At 61.4% G+C, this 15,770-nt stretch carries 14 protein-coding genes; 9 read left to right on the top strand and 5 right to left on the bottom strand.

Features of this window, described 5'->3' with window-relative positions; translation table 11 throughout:
* Positions 1-259: 259 nt before the first annotated feature.
* Positions 260-952: an HAD family hydrolase gene (locus QD409_RS11960; RefSeq protein ID WP_092845998.1), complete on the bottom strand. Its 693-nt coding sequence runs from the start codon at positions 950-952 to the stop codon at positions 260-262.
* On the opposite strand from QD409_RS11960, the gene QD409_RS11955 reads away from it, so the two are divergent.
* Positions 951-1,184, top strand: a complete 234-nt coding sequence (locus QD409_RS11955) for a hypothetical protein (RefSeq protein WP_139115041.1) — start codon at positions 951-953, stop codon at positions 1,182-1,184. The two genes, QD409_RS11960 and QD409_RS11955, sit on opposite strands and share 2 nt — an antisense overlap.
* A 114-nt stretch (positions 1,185-1,298) precedes the next feature.
* On the opposite strand, the gene QD409_RS11950 is transcribed toward QD409_RS11955, so the two are convergent.
* Complete coding sequence (locus QD409_RS11950; protein ID WP_092845996.1) at positions 1,299-2,024, bottom strand: ArsR/SmtB family transcription factor; 726 nt, start codon at positions 2,022-2,024, stop codon at positions 1,299-1,301.
* A gap of 72 nt (positions 2,025-2,096) precedes the next feature.
* Between QD409_RS11950 and QD409_RS11945 the strand changes: the two genes are divergently transcribed.
* The 3 genes from QD409_RS11945 to QD409_RS11935 all read left to right on the top strand — a co-directional run bounded on the left by QD409_RS11945 (position 2,097) and on the right by QD409_RS11935 (position 4,059).
* Positions 2,097-2,426, top strand: a complete 330-nt coding sequence (locus QD409_RS11945) for an NIPSNAP family protein (protein WP_092845994.1) — start codon at positions 2,097-2,099, stop codon at positions 2,424-2,426.
* On the top strand, positions 2,423-2,788 hold the full coding sequence (locus QD409_RS11940; protein WP_092845992.1) for an antibiotic biosynthesis monooxygenase family protein: 366 nt from the start codon (positions 2,423-2,425) through the stop codon (positions 2,786-2,788). Before QD409_RS11945 ends, QD409_RS11940 begins: the two co-directional genes overlap by 4 nt.
* A 140-nt stretch (positions 2,789-2,928) precedes the next feature.
* Positions 2,929-4,059 (top strand): site-specific DNA-methyltransferase, encoded by a 1,131-nt coding sequence (locus tag QD409_RS11935; RefSeq protein ID WP_092845990.1) that lies wholly within the window; start codon positions 2,929-2,931, stop codon positions 4,057-4,059.
* Positions 4,060-4,307: 248 nt separating this feature from the next.
* Here the strand turns inward: QD409_RS11935 and QD409_RS11930 are convergent, their stop codons facing one another.
* Genes QD409_RS11930 through mutY form a run of 3 tightly spaced genes read right to left on the bottom strand, consistent with a single transcriptional unit; the run spans position 4,308 to position 6,415 of the window.
* Positions 4,308-4,673, bottom strand: a complete 366-nt coding sequence (locus QD409_RS11930) for a nuclear transport factor 2 family protein (RefSeq protein ID WP_092845988.1) — start codon at positions 4,671-4,673, stop codon at positions 4,308-4,310.
* A 3-nt stretch (positions 4,674-4,676) separates the two neighbouring features.
* Positions 4,677-5,291, bottom strand: a complete 615-nt coding sequence (locus tag QD409_RS11925) for an HAD family hydrolase (RefSeq protein WP_092845986.1) — start codon at positions 5,289-5,291, stop codon at positions 4,677-4,679.
* On the bottom strand, positions 5,288-6,415 hold the full coding sequence (gene mutY, locus QD409_RS11920; protein ID WP_425348522.1) for an A/G-specific adenine glycosylase: 1,128 nt from the start codon (positions 6,413-6,415) through the stop codon (positions 5,288-5,290). The genes QD409_RS11925 and mutY overlap by 4 nt, the downstream gene beginning before the upstream one ends.
* A 98-nt stretch (positions 6,416-6,513) precedes the next feature.
* Between mutY and QD409_RS11915 the strand changes: the two genes are divergently transcribed.
* The 5 genes from QD409_RS11915 to ppdK all read left to right on the top strand — a co-directional run bounded on the left by QD409_RS11915 (position 6,514) and on the right by ppdK (position 15,746).
* Positions 6,514-7,008 carry a DUF721 domain-containing protein gene (locus tag QD409_RS11915; RefSeq protein ID WP_092846031.1) on the top strand — a complete coding sequence of 165 codons (495 nt, stop codon included), beginning with the start codon at positions 6,514-6,516 and terminating at the stop codon, positions 7,006-7,008.
* Positions 7,009-7,176: 168 nt separating this feature from the next.
* Positions 7,177-7,866, top strand: coding sequence for a DsbA family protein (locus QD409_RS11910; protein ID WP_092845984.1), 690 nt, complete (start codon positions 7,177-7,179; stop codon positions 7,864-7,866).
* Positions 7,867-8,016: 150 nt separating this feature from the next.
* Positions 8,017-11,478: a chromosome segregation SMC family protein gene (locus QD409_RS11905; protein ID WP_092845982.1), complete on the top strand. Its 3,462-nt coding sequence runs from the start codon at positions 8,017-8,019 to the stop codon at positions 11,476-11,478.
* Between the two features lie 139 nt (positions 11,479-11,617).
* Positions 11,618-12,943, top strand: a complete 1,326-nt coding sequence (locus QD409_RS11900) for a hemolysin family protein (RefSeq protein ID WP_092845980.1) — start codon at positions 11,618-11,620, stop codon at positions 12,941-12,943.
* Positions 12,944-13,079: 136 nt separating this feature from the next.
* The gene (gene ppdK, locus QD409_RS11895; RefSeq protein ID WP_092845978.1) at positions 13,080-15,746 is read left to right on the top strand and encodes a pyruvate, phosphate dikinase; all 2,667 of its coding nucleotides are present in this window, start codon (positions 13,080-13,082) and stop codon (positions 15,744-15,746) included.
* The last annotated feature ends 24 nt before the right edge of the window (positions 15,747-15,770 follow it).

The following is a 15,770-nucleotide window of genomic DNA, read 5'->3' as shown; positions in this document are numbered from 1 at the left end:
AGACGAACCACGGTCCTGCGGTATTCAACCCGCGCATCAGAGTCTGATCAACCGTCGTCTCAATGCCGCCGCGTCCTGCAATAGGCAGCATATTTGTCCCTCGTCGACGCTGAAAAAGGCGACAAGAAAAACCTATGCCCAAACTCTTGAAAACGGACATGAGAATCATAAACCCCCAGCCAAGGCCAGGGGTTTGTCAGCAATCTGGGCCCCGCCGATCGGCAGGGCCTTTTGTATTTGGTCTGTGCCTCAATCCGCCTTAGAGGACGCCATCCCAGGCGGCGAGCGCCATCACGACGCCGGGCAGATCGGCCATGCGGCTGATCACGGTCTCAGCGCCGGCATCGGTCAGCCGGTCGGCGTGGGAAGGATAGGTATGCGATGCGCCGGTGAAGCCGATGACGCGCATGCCGGCGGCGCGTGCCGCCTGGACGCCGTGAATCGAATCCTCGACGACAATCGTATTGGCTGGGCTGACGTTCATCTGCTTGGCGCCGTGCAGGAAGATGTCCGGCTTGGGCTTCACCCGGTCGGCGCCGAGATCCTTGGCCGAGTAGATGTGCGGCGCAAAGAGCTTGATGTAGCCGACCTTCGTCAGCATCATGTCGAGGCGGGCGGAGCTGGAGTTCGAGCAGATGCAGCGCGGCATCGGCAGTCGCGACAGCGCAAGCGGTACGCCAGGGATCGCCTGAACGTCCTTGGCGAGCTTCAGGTCGAGCAGCGCCTCCGATTTGTCGAGCAGCGAAGCCGAGAGCGGGATGCTTGCCTCACGCTCGACTTCGAACAGGATGTTGCGCCAGGTCATGCCGGCGAAGCGCTCGCCCATTTCCTCGGTGCTGATCGGGTAGCCCGCATCGGTCAGCAGTTTTGACTCGACCTCTGCTGCGATGATTTCCGAATCGACCAGAACGCCGTCGCAGTCGAAGATGATGAGGTCGAAGCCATTGCTCATGAAAATTGCTGCCCTTGATGTGGCTGGGTTCGGCACGCTCCAGGAAAACCTTTGGTATTTCGGGACATGCTCTGAAAAACGACCGTCGGCCTTTACACGATACGTCGACAAAGCTCAACCAATTGGCGGGCATGGCTGGACTGCAATTAGCGAAAAGGTCGAAATGTCCGAAAGACGTCGCGATGCACGCGTCGCCTCCCTCGATCTTGAGGGGGGCATGCGCGGTTGCTGAAATGCGGGCTGCAAGCGAAGATTTCGCGTTGACGTACCAGGCAGAATCCGTAAGAAATTTTTGTAAAAACAATAAGATAAAGTGGATCAGGGCTTCTGTAAGGAGCGAGCCGCTTTAGGGCTTTTCGCTGAGCTCAGGCTCTGGCTTGCCATCCCCTATCTCGATCGGAAACAGCGCCAGAAAACGGCGCTCGCCCTCGGGCGTAAAGAAGATCGAGCGGCTGTTTTCGGTTCGGCGCGCCCAACCCTTGTCGAAGAAGTTCGAAAGCAGCGCCTTGCCGAGGCTGCCGGCCAGATGCGCGCGCCGCTCGCTCCAGTCCAGGCAGGACCGACAAAGCGGGCGGCGGCTCGACCGCAGACCGGAGACATCGATGCCGATCGATCCGAGATGCTTTTCGCCCTGGGCCGTCAGGTTCAGGCCTTCTCCCATGACCGAAATAGCGCCGGCCTCTACCAGGCTGTCGAGCATGCGGACGCCGTAGTCGCCAGCCAGATGGTCGTAGCAGATGCGCGCCTTGCGCAGGGCCGGTTCCTTCGGGCCGGGGCGATGGCGCAGATGCCCACGGCTTGCCGCAAAGCCCATGATACCCTCAAGCAGCTTGCCGACGCGGTCGTCGGCCAGCGTGAAATAACGATGGCGACCCTGCTTGCGCTGCGCCAGCAGGCCGCCCGCTTCGAGCTTGGCGAGATGAGCGCTTGCGGTCTGCAGCGTTACGCCAGCCGCCGCCGCCAGCTCCGTCGCCGTGAGCGCGCGGCCGCCCATCAGCGCCGTCAGTATGTTCGCCCGCGCCGGATCGCCGATCAGCGAGCCGATTTGCGCTATGTCAGGACCTTCCTTCATACTTCGATCGTAACCGAAGCATCTCCGCTCTGCAACGTGCGAAAACATTCTCATCAGCAAAGGAGAAAGCCAATGATCACCTGTTTCATCCGCTATCAGATCGACCCGTTCAAGCAGCAGGCATTTGCCGAATACGGCAAGGCCTGGGGCGAGATCATCCCGCGCAACGGTGCCGATCTCATCGGCTACTTCGCTCCGCACGAGGGCTCTCAAACGACAGCTTACGGCATCTACAACATCGAGAGCCTGGCCGCCTACGAGGCCTATCGAAAGAGCCTCGCCGCCGACCCGCTGGCGCAGGCCAACCACGATTTTTCCCGGCGAGAGCGTTTCATCTTGCAGGAGGATCGTATTTTCCTGAAAAACATATCCCTACCACATGCTCCGAGGGTATCGCCGTGATCGCAGTGATTTTCGAAGTCGTCCCGCATCCCGATGAACGTCAGCATTATCTCGACATTGCCGCAAGGCTGCGCTCCGAACTTGAAACGATCGACGGCTTTATCTCGATCGAGCGCTTCGAAAGCCTGAGCCAACCCGGCAAGTTCCTGTCGCTTTCCTTCTGGCGCGACGAGATAGCCGTTCGCGAATGGCGAAACCGCGAGGCCCATCGCGCTGCGCAGACGGCGGGCCGAAAGACGGTGTTTGCCGACTATCGGCTGCGCGTGGCGCAGGTCCTTCGCGACTACGGAATGACGGAGCGGGATGAAGCGCCTGACGACAGTCATGCCGTGCACGACATCCAAGGCAATTCAGCGCAATAGTGCCGTTCAGCAAGCCATGAATTCCCGGGGGCTTCCTCGGGAATTCGGAAAATATCTCGCCGATTTAGCCTTTGGTAACCAAGATAGGTAACCATAACACTCAGTTAAGAGCATCGAGTCAGCGTAACAGCGAGTATCAAATGGCGTCAGTTTTCCCGCTTGCCGACCTCAGGAAATCCCCAGTTCCGGGTTCCTGGATCGACACGATCATCAAGGGCGATTGCGTGGCCGCTCTTGAGGCACTGCCCAATCAATCCGTCGACGTCATCTTCGCCGACCCACCCTACAATCTCCAGCTTGGCGGCACGCTGCATCGTCCCGATCAGTCGCTTGTCGACGCCGTCGATGACGAGTGGGACCAGTTTGCCTCCTTCGAAGCCTATGATGCCTTCACCCGCGCCTGGCTGCTCGCCTGCCGCCGCGTGCTGAAGCCGACGGGCACGATCTGGGTCATCGGTTCCTATCACAACATCTTCCGCGTCGGCGCGACCATGCAGGATCTCAACTTCTGGATCCTCAACGACATCGTCTGGCGCAAGACCAATCCCATGCCGAATTTCAAGGGCCGCCGTTTCCAGAACGCCCATGAGACGATGATCTGGGCGAGCCCGAACGCCAAGGCCAAGGGCTATACCTTCAACTACGACGCCATGAAGGCGGCCAATGACGACGTGCAGATGCGCTCCGACTGGCTGTTTCCGATCTGCAGCGGCAATGAGCGGCTGAAGGGCGACGACGGCAAGAAAGTGCACCCGACGCAGAAGCCGGAAGCGCTGCTTGCCCGCGTCATCATGGCTTCGTCGAAGCCCGGCGACATCATTCTCGATCCCTTCTTCGGCTCTGGCACCACGGGCGCCGTCGCCAAGCGCCTCGGCCGGCATTTCGTCGGCATCGAGCGCGAGCAGGATTATATCGATGCGGCAAGCGCCCGCATCGCTGCCGTCGAGCCGCTCGGTAAGGCGGAGTTGACCGTCATGACCGGCAAGAAGGCCGAGGTTCGCGTGGCTTTCAATGTCCTCATCGAGAGCGGCCTCATCAAGCCTGGCCAGGTGCTGACGGATGCGAAGCGTCGTTATAGCGCCATCGTCCGGGCCGACGGCACGGTCGCCTCCGGCGGCGAAGCCGGTTCCATTCATCGCCTTGGCGCGAAGGTCCAGGGCCTTGATGCATGCAACGGATGGATGTTCTGGCATGTCGATGACGGACGGTCCCTGCGCCCGATCGACGAACTCAGGGCCATCATCCGCAGCGATCTGGCGAAGGTGGGGTAGTCTCAGCCATTAAAGCAGCTCCAGGAAAAGTGCGCTGCGGTTTTCCGTCCGGAATTGCGAGAAAACAAGGAGTTAGCTCAGGCGGGCCCTGCAGTAAACCGCCCCACGGTTTCCGAAGCGCGCCTCTGGCCTGATCGACATATCCGTCTTCTTCCGTCGTGTACCTCCAGTTAGGGAAGAAGGCGAGACGCCCAGGGCTTTACCGACGAAACATACGGTAAGGCCCTGGGCGTCTTTAGTTTAAGCTCTCAGAATTCCTGATAGTCCGTGACGTCGACGCGCACGACGCGGCCGTCCTCGTCGAAGGTGATCGTTTCCTCGCCTTCGCGGATCAGCGGCTCGCCCGTCTTGCTGTTGGTGGCGCGAATCGACCAGACGGCACGGCCGGAAAGCGGCGTCAGCGTCTCAACCAGCGAGTTGGACGCCGTCTGATCGGGATACTTATCGAAATAGCCGCGGAAGGCTTCCATGATCGCCGCGCGGCCGGCAAGGCTGCCGACGCCGTTGGATACATAGGTGGCGTTCTCCGCGAAGAAATTCTCAATTGCTTCGTAGTCGAGACGATTGATCGCGTCGTGGAACAGGTCGATGCGTTCTGCGGGATCGAAAATCATGGTTCAAACCTTTATGCCATAGGCAGCGAGATCGCTGCGCAGCTTCTCGGTGCTGGTAAAGTGGACCGCATGCCAGCCGGCAGCGCGTGCGCCTTCGACATTCGGAAGCGAATCGTCGATGAAGATCGTCGCAGCCGGGTCGAGCCCGAAACTCCTAGCATGGGCATCGTAGATGGCAACATCCGGTTTGATCAGCCCGATATCGCCCGAAACCGTGACGCCGCGCGGCTTGTTGAGGAAGGGATAGCGCACCTGTGCCTCGCGGAAGGTGTCGGAGGCGAAATTGGTCAGCATGGTGACGTCGCGACCCTCGTCGATCAGCTTTTCCATGATGGAGACGCTTTCCTCATAGGCATGCGGAACCATCTCGTGCCAGTGTTTGCGGAAGGCACGAATCTGCTCTTCGCGTTCCGGATGTTCGGCAATCAGCAGGCCCTCTGCCTCTTCCCAGGTGCGGCCGCGATCCTGCTCGATGTTCCAGTCGTGCGTGCACACATTGGCGAAGAACCATTCGCGCTCGGCAGCGTCGGGGATGACGCGGCTGTAGGGAATGTTCGGATCGTAGTGGATGAGGACCTTGCCGATATCGAAAACGATATGCCGTATTTCCGTCGTCATAAGTTAGTTCCTGATTTTCTCTTGCCTAATTTTTCTGGGATGCGTGCTTTTGCGAACGCATCGGGAATAGCCTGAGCGATCGCTTTTTTCATGACTGTCGGCAGCGCTTGCTCTTCAAGATTTGTAACCGGCGCCCACCATCCGTCATGGTTGTCCTTCTGCGAAATCGACTTGGCCCGCCAGATCGACAGCCTCAGTTCGAAATGCGTGAAGACATGCGTCACTGTCCCTGCTGGCTGCCAGTCGGCCGGGAAGGGGGCCGCCTCGATGCCGGTCTCACCATCGATACGGGCCGTCCAGCCGGTCGTCGGCACTTCGGCCATCCCCCCGAGCAGACCGCTTTCGACACGTCGGCGCAGAAAGATTTCGCCCTCGTCGTTGACGGCGACGAAGGCGGCACCCTGTCGCACAGGCTTGTCCTTCTTGGCGGCCTTGACGGGAAAATGTTCGGGATCATGCCCGGCCAGCGCCTGACAGGCGCCGTTGAAAGGACAGAGCGAACAGACCGGGCGCTTCGGCGTACAGATCGTCGCGCCGAGATCCATCATCGCCTGGGCGAAATCGCCCGGCCGGTCTGCGGGCGTCAGCAGGGCGACCTTCTGCTTCATTTCCGGTTTTGCGCCGGGCAAAGGGGTTGAAATCGCGTAAAGCCTGGAGATGACGCGCTCCACATTGCCGTCCATCACGGCTGCCTGCCGGTTGAATGCGATGGCCGCGACTGCGGCAGACGTATAATCACCGATACCTGGGAGCGCCCGCAGGCCTTCCTCGGTATCGGGAAAGCGTCCGCCATGCTCGGCCGCGACCGCTTCCGCGCATTTCTTCAGATTGCGGGCGCGGGCGTAGTAGCCCAGCCCCGCCCACGCCGCCATGACGTCATCGGTTGCCGCCGCCGCCAGATCGTTGACCGTCGGCCAGCGCTCCAGGAATTTCGCGAAATAGGATTTGACCGCCGGTACGGTCGTCTGCTGCAGCATCACCTCCGACAACCAGATACGATAGGGATCCGGCTTGACGCCGCGCGCCGCCATCGCCGGCGAGACGCGCCAGGGCAGGTCGCGGTGATGGCGGTCGTACCAGGCAAGCAGGCGTGCGGCCGAAGGTGATTCTAATATGGTGGTCATGATTTGCCGCATCGAGGGGAAGTGCTCTATACTTGGCCAAGCTGCATCGGGCGATCAAGGTCCCGAATGCGCAAAGCATGCACCGGAACCCGATTGAGATGAGTTATCCCCGAAAAGGCGAGAAACAGATTTCCGAGCTGACCAACGGCATCGTCGATCCCGTGCTGGCGAAGCGCGCCGGCATCAATACGACGTTGCTCGGCTGCTGGGACGAGATCGCCGGCGAGGATTTCGCCGATTGTACGCGGCCGGAAAAGATCGCCTGGGCAAGGCGCGGAGGGCCAGGCGAGGATAGTCGCTATCAGCCCGGCGTGCTGACGATCGCCTGCGAAGGCGCCCGCGCGCTCTTTCTCACCCATGCGCAGGGCGAACTCATTCAGCGCATCAACAGCTTCTTCGGCTTTCACGCCGTCCATCAGATCCGCATCGTGCAGAAGCCGGTCTCGGTCGCTTCAAGGCGGTCCCGCACGCCGCCGCCGCTGAAAGGCGAGGCGGCACGAAAGCTTGAGGGCATGATGGACGGAATAGAGGACGAAAAAATTCGCGCCGCCATCCAGAGATTGGGCACCGCGATGGCTTGGAAGCGGCGCTGAAAGGCCGGGCGAGCCGCTGTTTCGTGAATTGCGGAGGAAATTTAAGTTGTTTGTCTTTGCCAGGTCACAATTCTTTGAAGAAAGTTGGTCAAGCGTGCCTTGTTAGCGGCAACCAGCCGTTATATCGCATGAAACATTCGAAGACCTCTTTTAACGACGGGTGACTCTATGCCGATGTCCGACATGCTCTTGACCAAACGCCACCTGCTGGGCGGTTCTGCCGTTGCAGCCCTTTCTGTGACGTTCGCTGCCTTTGCCGACACCGCATCCGCCGCGTCCGGCGACGACGCCATTCCTCCGTCGGATGGCAATGTCGACATGAACGAGGTGCTGAAGCCCGGCCCGCTGCCGGAAGTCGCATTCGGCAAGGAAGATGCCCCGGTCAGGATCGTCGAATACATGTCGCTGACCTGCCCGCATTGCGCGCATTTCGCCGTCACGACCTTCGATACGATCAAGCAGAAGTATGTCGATACCGGCAAGGTTCGCTTCCTCATCCGCGAATTCCCGTTCGATCCGCGTGCCGCCGCCGCCTTCATGCTGGCCCGTTGCGCGCCGCAGGAACAGTACATGCCGATGGTCGAAATGCTGTTCAAGCAGCAGATCGCCTGGGCTTCGCCCGATGTCGATGGCCGCGCCGCATTGCTGCAAATGTCGAAACTGGCCGGTTTTACTGAGGATAGCTTCACGAAATGCTTGACGAACCAGAAGCTTCTGGATGATGTCAACTCCGTACGTGAACGCGCAGCCAAGGATTTCGGCGTCAACGCAACGCCGACCTTCCTGATCAATGGCAAGCGCTATGCAGGGGACATGTCTATTGGTGCCATGTCGAAGCTTATCGACAGCCTGCTCTGATCCGCGCCTTTTTGAACCACAGGCGGGCGGCCATGGTCGCGCGCCTGTGACGCACCTCTCTACGTACGAGCCCACGGACGCCGCCTCGGCATCCCTAATGGTCACTTTGCGCGCGACCTTCTCCTTCAAAAGGAGAAGGGGGCATACCCTATGAAGTTCAACAGGCTTCGACTCGTCGGTTTCAAATCCTTCGTAGAGCCGGGCGAATTCGTCATCGAGCGCGGCCTGACCGGCGTCGTCGGGCCGAACGGCTGCGGCAAGTCCAACCTGGTCGAAGCGCTGCGCTGGGTGATGGGCGAGAATTCCTACAAGAACATGCGTGCCTCCGGCATGGACGACGTCATCTTCTCCGGATCGGGTAACCGTCCGGCGCGCAATACCGCCGAAGTTGGCCTTTATCTCGACAATAGCGACCGCACCGCGCCTGCAGCCTTCAACGATAGCGACGAAATCCAGGTGACGCGCCGCATCGAGCGCGAGCAAGGCTCTGTCTACCGTATCAACGGCAAGGAAGCGCGCGCCAAGGATGTGCAGCTGCTGTTTGCCGATGCCTCCACCGGCGCCCGCTCGCCGTCGATGGTCGGGCAGGGGCGTATCGGCGAGCTGATCCAGGCAAAGCCGCAGGCACGCCGCCAGCTCCTGGAAGAGGCGGCAGGCATTTCCGGCCTGCATTCGCGCCGCCACGAGGCCGAGTTGCGGCTACGCGCCGCCGAAAGCAATCTCGAGCGGCTCGATGATGTGACGTCGCAGCTCGAAAGCCAGATCGAGAGTCTGAAGCGTCAGGCGCGCCAGGCCAACCGTTTCAAGATGCTCTCGGCGGATATTCGCGCCCGTGAGGCGATGCTGCTGCATATCCGCTGGGTGCAGGCCAAGGAGGCCGAAGCAGAGGCTGATAGCGCGCTCAACCAGGCAACCGTGCTCGTCGCCGAAAGGGCGCAGATCCAGATGGAGGCGGCAAAAGCGCAAGGCATAGCCAGCTTCAAGCTGCCGGAGTTGCGCGATGACGAGGCGAAGGCTGCTGCCGCCTTGCAGCGGCTGCAGTTCGCCCGCAACCAGCTGGAAGAGGACGCCAATCGCATCTTGCGCCGGCGCGACGAGCTGACCCGCCGGCTGGCGCAACTGGCCGAAGACATCCGCCGCGAGGAGCGCCTCGTTGCCGACAACGCTTCCATCCTCGCCAAGTTGGACGCGGAAGAAGCAGATCTTGCCGACATTCTTGCCGATTCCGGCAGGCTTGCCGAGGAGACGCGATTGGCCTTCGAAGAAGCGGCCGCCAAGCTTGCCGACAGCGAGCGGATTTTTACCGCCCTGACCGCAGAACGCGCCGAGGCTGCGGCTGCCCGCAATCAGCTCGAACGCGCCATTCGCGATCTTGCCGACCGTAAGATGAGGCTGGAACGCCAGGCGGACGAAGCGAACCGCGAACTTGCCGCCATCGACGAGAAGATGGCCGATCTGCCTGACCCCAGCGAGAAGCGCGATATGGTCGAGGCGGCGGAAAACGCCGTTGCGGATGCGGAAGGCGAGATCCAGCGCATCGAAGCGGTTCTTGCTAGGGCTCGCGAAACAGAGGCGCTGTCGCGCGGGCCGGTTGAGCAGGCGCGGGCGCGTCTGAATGCGCTCGAAACCGAAGCGCGCACCATTTCCAAGATGTTGGCGGCGGGCGATACGTCGGGCGCCTTTTCGCCTGTTGCCGAGGAGCTGCGCGTCGACCGCGGCTTCGAGACTGCTCTCGGCGCTGCTCTCGGCGACGATCTGGAATCCTCGCTCGATGCCCAGGCTCCGGTCTATTGGTCGGACAACGGCAGCGGTCCGAGCGACCCTGCGCTGCCGGGAGGCGTTGTGCCGTTGATCACCCATGTCGGCGCGCCGGCGGCGTTGACGAGGTGCCTTCGTCAGATCGGCATCGTTTCGGCAGAGGACGCCCTGCGGCTGATGCCGGAGCTGAAGCCGGGACAGCGGCTGGTGACCAGGGATGGCGCCGTGTTCCGCTGGGATGGCCATGTGACCGGTGCTGATGCGCCGAGTGCGGCTGCCTTGCGGCTGGCCCAGAAGAACCGCCTCTCCGAGCTGGAAGCCGAAGCTGAACTCGCTCGCGATGTGCTCATGGAGGCTGAAGAGCGCCTTTCGGCAGCCGCGGATGCGATCAGGGGCGAAGAAGGTCGTCTGGCCACCGCCCGCGATGCCAGCCGGCTCTCTGCCCGGCATCTGGCCGAGGCTCGTGAAGCGCTTGCCGCTGCCGAGCGGGCCTCCGGCGATCTCATCCGCCGCCGCGACGTGATCGCCGAGGCGGTCAGCGGGCTGCAGGAGCAGCTGGAAGATGTGGCGATGCAGGACGAAAATGCCCGCATCGAACTGGAAGATGCGCCGGATCTCGCAGCCGTTGATTTGAAGCTGCGCAATCAGCAGGTGGAAGTCGCGACGGATCGCGGCGCTCTGGCCGAAGCCCGCGCTCGTCATGAGGGCTTGAACCGGGAAAACGAGGCACGACAGCGGCGCGTTCTGGCCATCCGGCAGGAGCGCGACACATGGCGCCAGCGCGCCGTGAGCGCCGAAGAACATATTCAAACGCTGCGCGACCGCGAAGAGGAAGCGCGTGATGAGGCTTCCGAGCTCGATCTTGCGCCGGATGAATTCGACGACAAGCGCCGCGCATTGATGAACGAGCTGCAGAAGGCTGACGAAGCCCGCCGTGCCGCCGCCGACCGTCTTGCCGAAGCCGAGGTCGTTCAACGCGAGGCCGATCGTCATGCCGCAACCGCGCTGTCCGAACTCGCCGAAAGCCGTGAAAAGCGCGGGCGCATCGAGGAGCGGCTGGTGTCTGCGCGGGAGCGCCGGCAGGAAAGCGAGCTGCGCATCCGCCAGGCCCTCAATGTCGAGCCGCATGAGGCCATGCGCCTGACCGGCCTGTCGCCGTCGCAAGGCGTGCCGGACCTGCGTGAGGTTGAGCGCGAGCTGGAACGGCTGAAGATGGAGCGTGAGCGTCTCGGCGCCGTCAACCTGCGCGCCGAGGAAGAGAGCAAGGAGCTGACGGAGCGGCTGCAGGCACTGATCAAGGAGCGCGATGACGTCATCGACGCCATCCGGAAGCTGCGCGGCGCGATCCAGAGTCTCAATCGCGAGGGCCGCGAGCGTCTCATCGTCGCCTTCGACATCGTCAATGCGCAATTCCAGCGGCTGTTCACGCACCTTTTCGGCGGCGGCACGGCCGAACTTCAGCTCATCGAATCCGACGATCCGCTGGAGGCAGGCCTGGAAATCCTCGCCCGCCCGCCAGGCAAGAAGCCGCAGACCATGACGCTGCTTTCGGGCGGCGAACAGGCGCTGACGGCCATGGCGCTGATCTTCGCCGTGTTTCTCACCAATCCAGCGCCGATCTGCGTTCTGGACGAAGTGGACGCGCCGCTCGACGACCACAATGTCGAGCGCTATTGCAATCTGATGGACGAGATGGCTGCTTCGACAGAGACGCGGTTCGTGGTCATCACCCATAATCCCATCACCATGGCGCGTATGGATCGCCTCTTTGGCGTGACCATGGCCGAGCAGGGCGTCTCGCAGCTCGTCTCCGTCGATCTGCAGACGGCCGAGCGCCTGCGCGAGATCGCCTGAGGGCCGTTCCGCCGGGAATGGAAGAAAACTGTTCTAATATAAACAAGAAATTGCCGCTTCGGCTGCCGCACAGCCTGAAAGCGTGATAGTTTCGTTTTCGATCAACAACATGTGGCGCTAATCCGCCCGGAAGGGAAGTATGTCTGGATCTGGTGGCGGTATTTTCGATTTCCTCGGAATACTCGCCGTGCTGCTGCTCGTTGCCGCCAATGGCTTTTTCGTTGCGGCTGAGTTTTCTCTGGTTTCCGTTCGCCGCAGCCGCGTGACGGAGCTGGTTGCCGAAGGGCGGATGAACGCCAAGTCGCTGCAGAAGGCGGTCGACAATCTCGACGCCAATCTGGCGGCTACGCAGCTTGGCATCACGATTTCCTCGCTCGCCCTCGGCTGGGTCGGCGAGCCCGCACTCGCCCATCTCCTGGAACCGCTTCTCGATTTCCTGCCCGGAGCATGGGCCGCGGCCAGCTCTCATGCGATCGCCGTCGCCATCTCCTTCATCATCATCACCGCTCTGCATATCGTGCTCGGCGAACTCGCGCCGAAGAGCCTGGCCTTGCAGCGCAGCGAGGGGACGGCTCTAGGCGTGGTGCGGCCGCTCGGCTTGTTCCTATTCCTGCTGCGCCCAGCGATCACCGTGCTCAATGGTCTCGGCAATCTGGTCCTGCGTCTTTTCGGGCTGCAGCCGGGTGCCGGCGAGGGGTCGCTGCATTCGCCCGCCGAGATCAAGCTCCTGATCGCTGAAAGCCAGGAAGCCGGCCTTCTTGAGCAAGCACAGCAGGATCTGGTCGAACGTGTCTTCAATATCGGCAACCGCGATGTCTCCAACATCATGACGCCGCGGCTGGAGGTCGACTGGATCGATACCGACGATACGCCGGCGGAGATACAGAAGACCATTCGCGAAAGTCGTTTCGAGCAGCTTCTCGTCGCGCGTGGTTCGATCGACGAGCCGATCGGCATGATCCTGAAGAAGGATCTGCTTGATCAGCTTTTGAACGGCGAGCCACTGAACCCGATGGCCGTTATCCGCCAGCCGCTTGTCGTCCACGAGTCCACAGCCGTCTTCAAAGTGCTCGAAAACTTCAAGCGTGCGCCTGTCCGCCTTGCCATGGTCATCGACGAGTATGGCAGCCTGGAAGGCATCGTCACCCAGACGGATCTGCTGGAGGCGATTGCCGGCGATCTGCCCGATATGGAAAACGAGACGCCCGACGTGGTCGAGCGTGCCGACGGCTCGCTGCTGATGGAAGGCATGATGCCGGTTTATGATGCCTTTGCGAGGCTCGGTCTGCGCGAGGGTGAGGAAGACGTCAATTTCCACACGCTTGCTGGCTTCGCCCTTTACCAGCTCGGCCACCTGCCCGAGGTGGGCGAAAGCTTCACCTTCGGCGGTTGGCATTTCGAGATCGTCGATCTCGACGGCATGCGGATCGACAAGATATTGGCGCAGCGAGAAACGCAATCCTAGACGCCGATTCGGACCAATCGATTGAAATATGAGGCCTGTGCACCATATTTATTGTGCAGCGCAACATTTTGCCGTATTTGTCGATTTTCATTTGCGCCTCAATGAATTAAGTTCAACCCGGGAGTTGGACGAGACAATGACGAAGTGGGTTTATACATTCGGCGACGGCAAGGCCGAGGGAGGCGCTGCAGACTATGCGAGGCTCGGCGGCAAGGGCGCGAACCTTGCCGAGATGTGCAGTCTCGGCATGCCGGTCCCTCCAGGATTGACGATCGTCTGCGACGCCTGCACTTCCTATTACAAGAATGGCCGCATCATCCCTGATGAGCTGAAACCGCAGGTCATGCAGGGCCTGAAGCAGATGGAGGCCATTACAGGGCGTAAATTCGGCGATATCGTGCGGCCGCTGCTGGTTTCCGTGCGTTCTGGCGGCCGTGCTTCCATGCCTGGCATGATGGATACGGTCCTCAATCTCGGTCTTAACGATACCACGGTGCAGGCGCTCGGCCACGATGCCGGGGACGCACGCTTCGCCTGGGACAGTTACCGCCGCTTCATCCAGATGTATGCCGATGTGGTCATGGGTCTCGACAACGAGGTTTTCGAGGAAATTCTCGAGGATGAGAAGGCTCGGTTCGGCCATGAGTTCGACACCGACCTGACAGCAGTTGAATGGCAGCATGTTGTCTCGCTCTACAAGTCGGTCATCGTGGAGGAGTTGGGCCAGGCCTTTCCGCAGGAGCCTGAAGTCCAGCTCTGGGGCGCCGTCTCCGCCGTCTTTTCCAGCTGGATGAACGCGCGCGCCGTCACCTATCGCCATTTGCACAATATTCCCGAGGTTTGGGGCACCGCCGTCAATATTCAGGCGATGGTTTTCGGCAATCTCGGCAATTCCTCGGCGACCGGGGTCGCCTTCACCCGCAATCCGTCGACGGGCGAGAAGGAGCTTTACGGCGAATTCCTCGTCAATGCGCAGGGGGAAGATGTCGTCGCCGGTATCCGCACGCCGCAGAGCATCACCGAGGCTGCCCGGATCGCCTCCGGCTATGAACGACCGTCGATGGAAAAGCTGATGCCGGAAGCCTTCGCCGAGTTCCGGAGCATCTGTGCGCAACTGGAAGCGCATTATCGCGACGTTCAGGATCTGGAATTCACCATCGAGCGCGGCAAGCTCTGGATGCTACAGACCCGCGCCGGCAAGCGCACCACCAAGGCCGCCATGAAGATCGCCGTCGATATGGTCGACGAGGGGATGATCACGGAAGACGAAGCCGTCTCCCGCATCGACCCGATGACGCTCGATCAGCTGCTGCATCCGACCATCGATCCGCGCGTCCGCCGCGATGTCATCGGATCCGGCCTTCCCGCTTCGCCCGGTGCTGCTACCGGCGAGATCGTCTTTACCGCCGAAGAGGCGATCGTCGCCGAAGAGGAAGGCCGAAAGGCCATTCTCGTGCGGATCGAAACCAGTCCCGAAGATATTCACGGCATGCATGCGGCCGAGGCGATCCTCACCACCCGCGGCGGCATGACCAGTCACGCGGCCGTCGTCGCCCGTGGCATGGGCATCCCCTGCGTCGTCGGTGCCGGCACCATGCGCATCGATATGCGCAATGAAAGGCTGATCGGCATCGGCGTCACCTTGACGAGGGGTGACATCATCACGATCGACGGCTCCACCGGCCAGGTGCTGAAGGGCGAGGTGCCGATGATCCAGCCGGAGCTTTCCGGTGATTTCGGGCGCATCATGACCTGGGCCGATCGCGCGCGCCGCATGACGGTGCGCACCAATGCGGACACGCCGGCCGATGCGCGGGCCGCGCGCTCCTTCGGTGCCGAAGGCATCGGGCTTTGCCGTACCGAACATATGTTTTTCGAGGGCGACCGCATTCATGTGATGCGCGAGATGATCCTTGCCGAAGATGAGGCAGGACGTCGTGCAGCTCTTGCCAAGCTGATGCCGATGCAGCGGCTCGACTTCACCGGCATGTTCGTCATCATGCACGGCCTGCCGGTGACCATTCGCCTGCTCGACCCGCCGCTGCATGAATTCCTCCCGAAGACAGACGAGGAGATTGCCGAGGTTGCCGGCAGCATGGGCATGGAGCCAGCCATGCTGCGCCAGCGCGTCGATGCCCTGCATGAGTTCAATCCCATGCTTGGCCATCGCGGTTGCCGGCTGGCGATTTCCTACCCCGAGATTGTCGAGATGCAGGCGCGGGCGATCTTCGAGGCGGCGGTTCTGGCGGCACGCGAGACGGGTGCCGCCGTCGTGCCCGAGATCATGGTGCCGTTGGTCGGCCTGCGTTCGGAGCTCGACTACGTCAAGGACCGCATCGACGAGGTGGCCCGTACCGTCATGTCCGAAGCGAAGATGAAGATCGATTATCTCGTCGGCACGATGATCGAGCTGCCGCGCGCGGCATTGCGTGCCCATATCATCGCTGAGGCCGCCGAATTCTTCTCCTTCGGCACCAACGACCTAACGCAGACCACCTTCGGCATATCGCGCGACGATGCCGCTGCCTTCATTCCGACCTATCAGCGCAAGGGCATCATCGAGCACGACCCGTTCATATCTCTCGATTTCGACGGGGTAGGGGAACTGATCCGCATCGCTGCCGAACGCGGCCGCCGCACGCGCAACGACATGAAGCTCGGCATCTGCGGCGAGCATGGCGGCGATCCCGCCTCTATCCATTTCTGCGAGGATATCGGACTGGATTACGTGTCCTGCTCACCCTTCCGCGTGCCGATCGCACGGCTCGCAGCCGCGCAAGCGGCGATCAAGGGACGAGCTTGACATTATTAGGTGGAACGCCGTTTT

This window comes from Rhizobium sp. BR 315, from assembly GCF_050577975.1.
Classification (GTDB): Bacteria; Pseudomonadota; Alphaproteobacteria; order Rhizobiales; family Rhizobiaceae; genus Rhizobium; species Rhizobium miluonense.
This window is presented reverse-complemented; position numbering and strand designations above follow the sequence as displayed.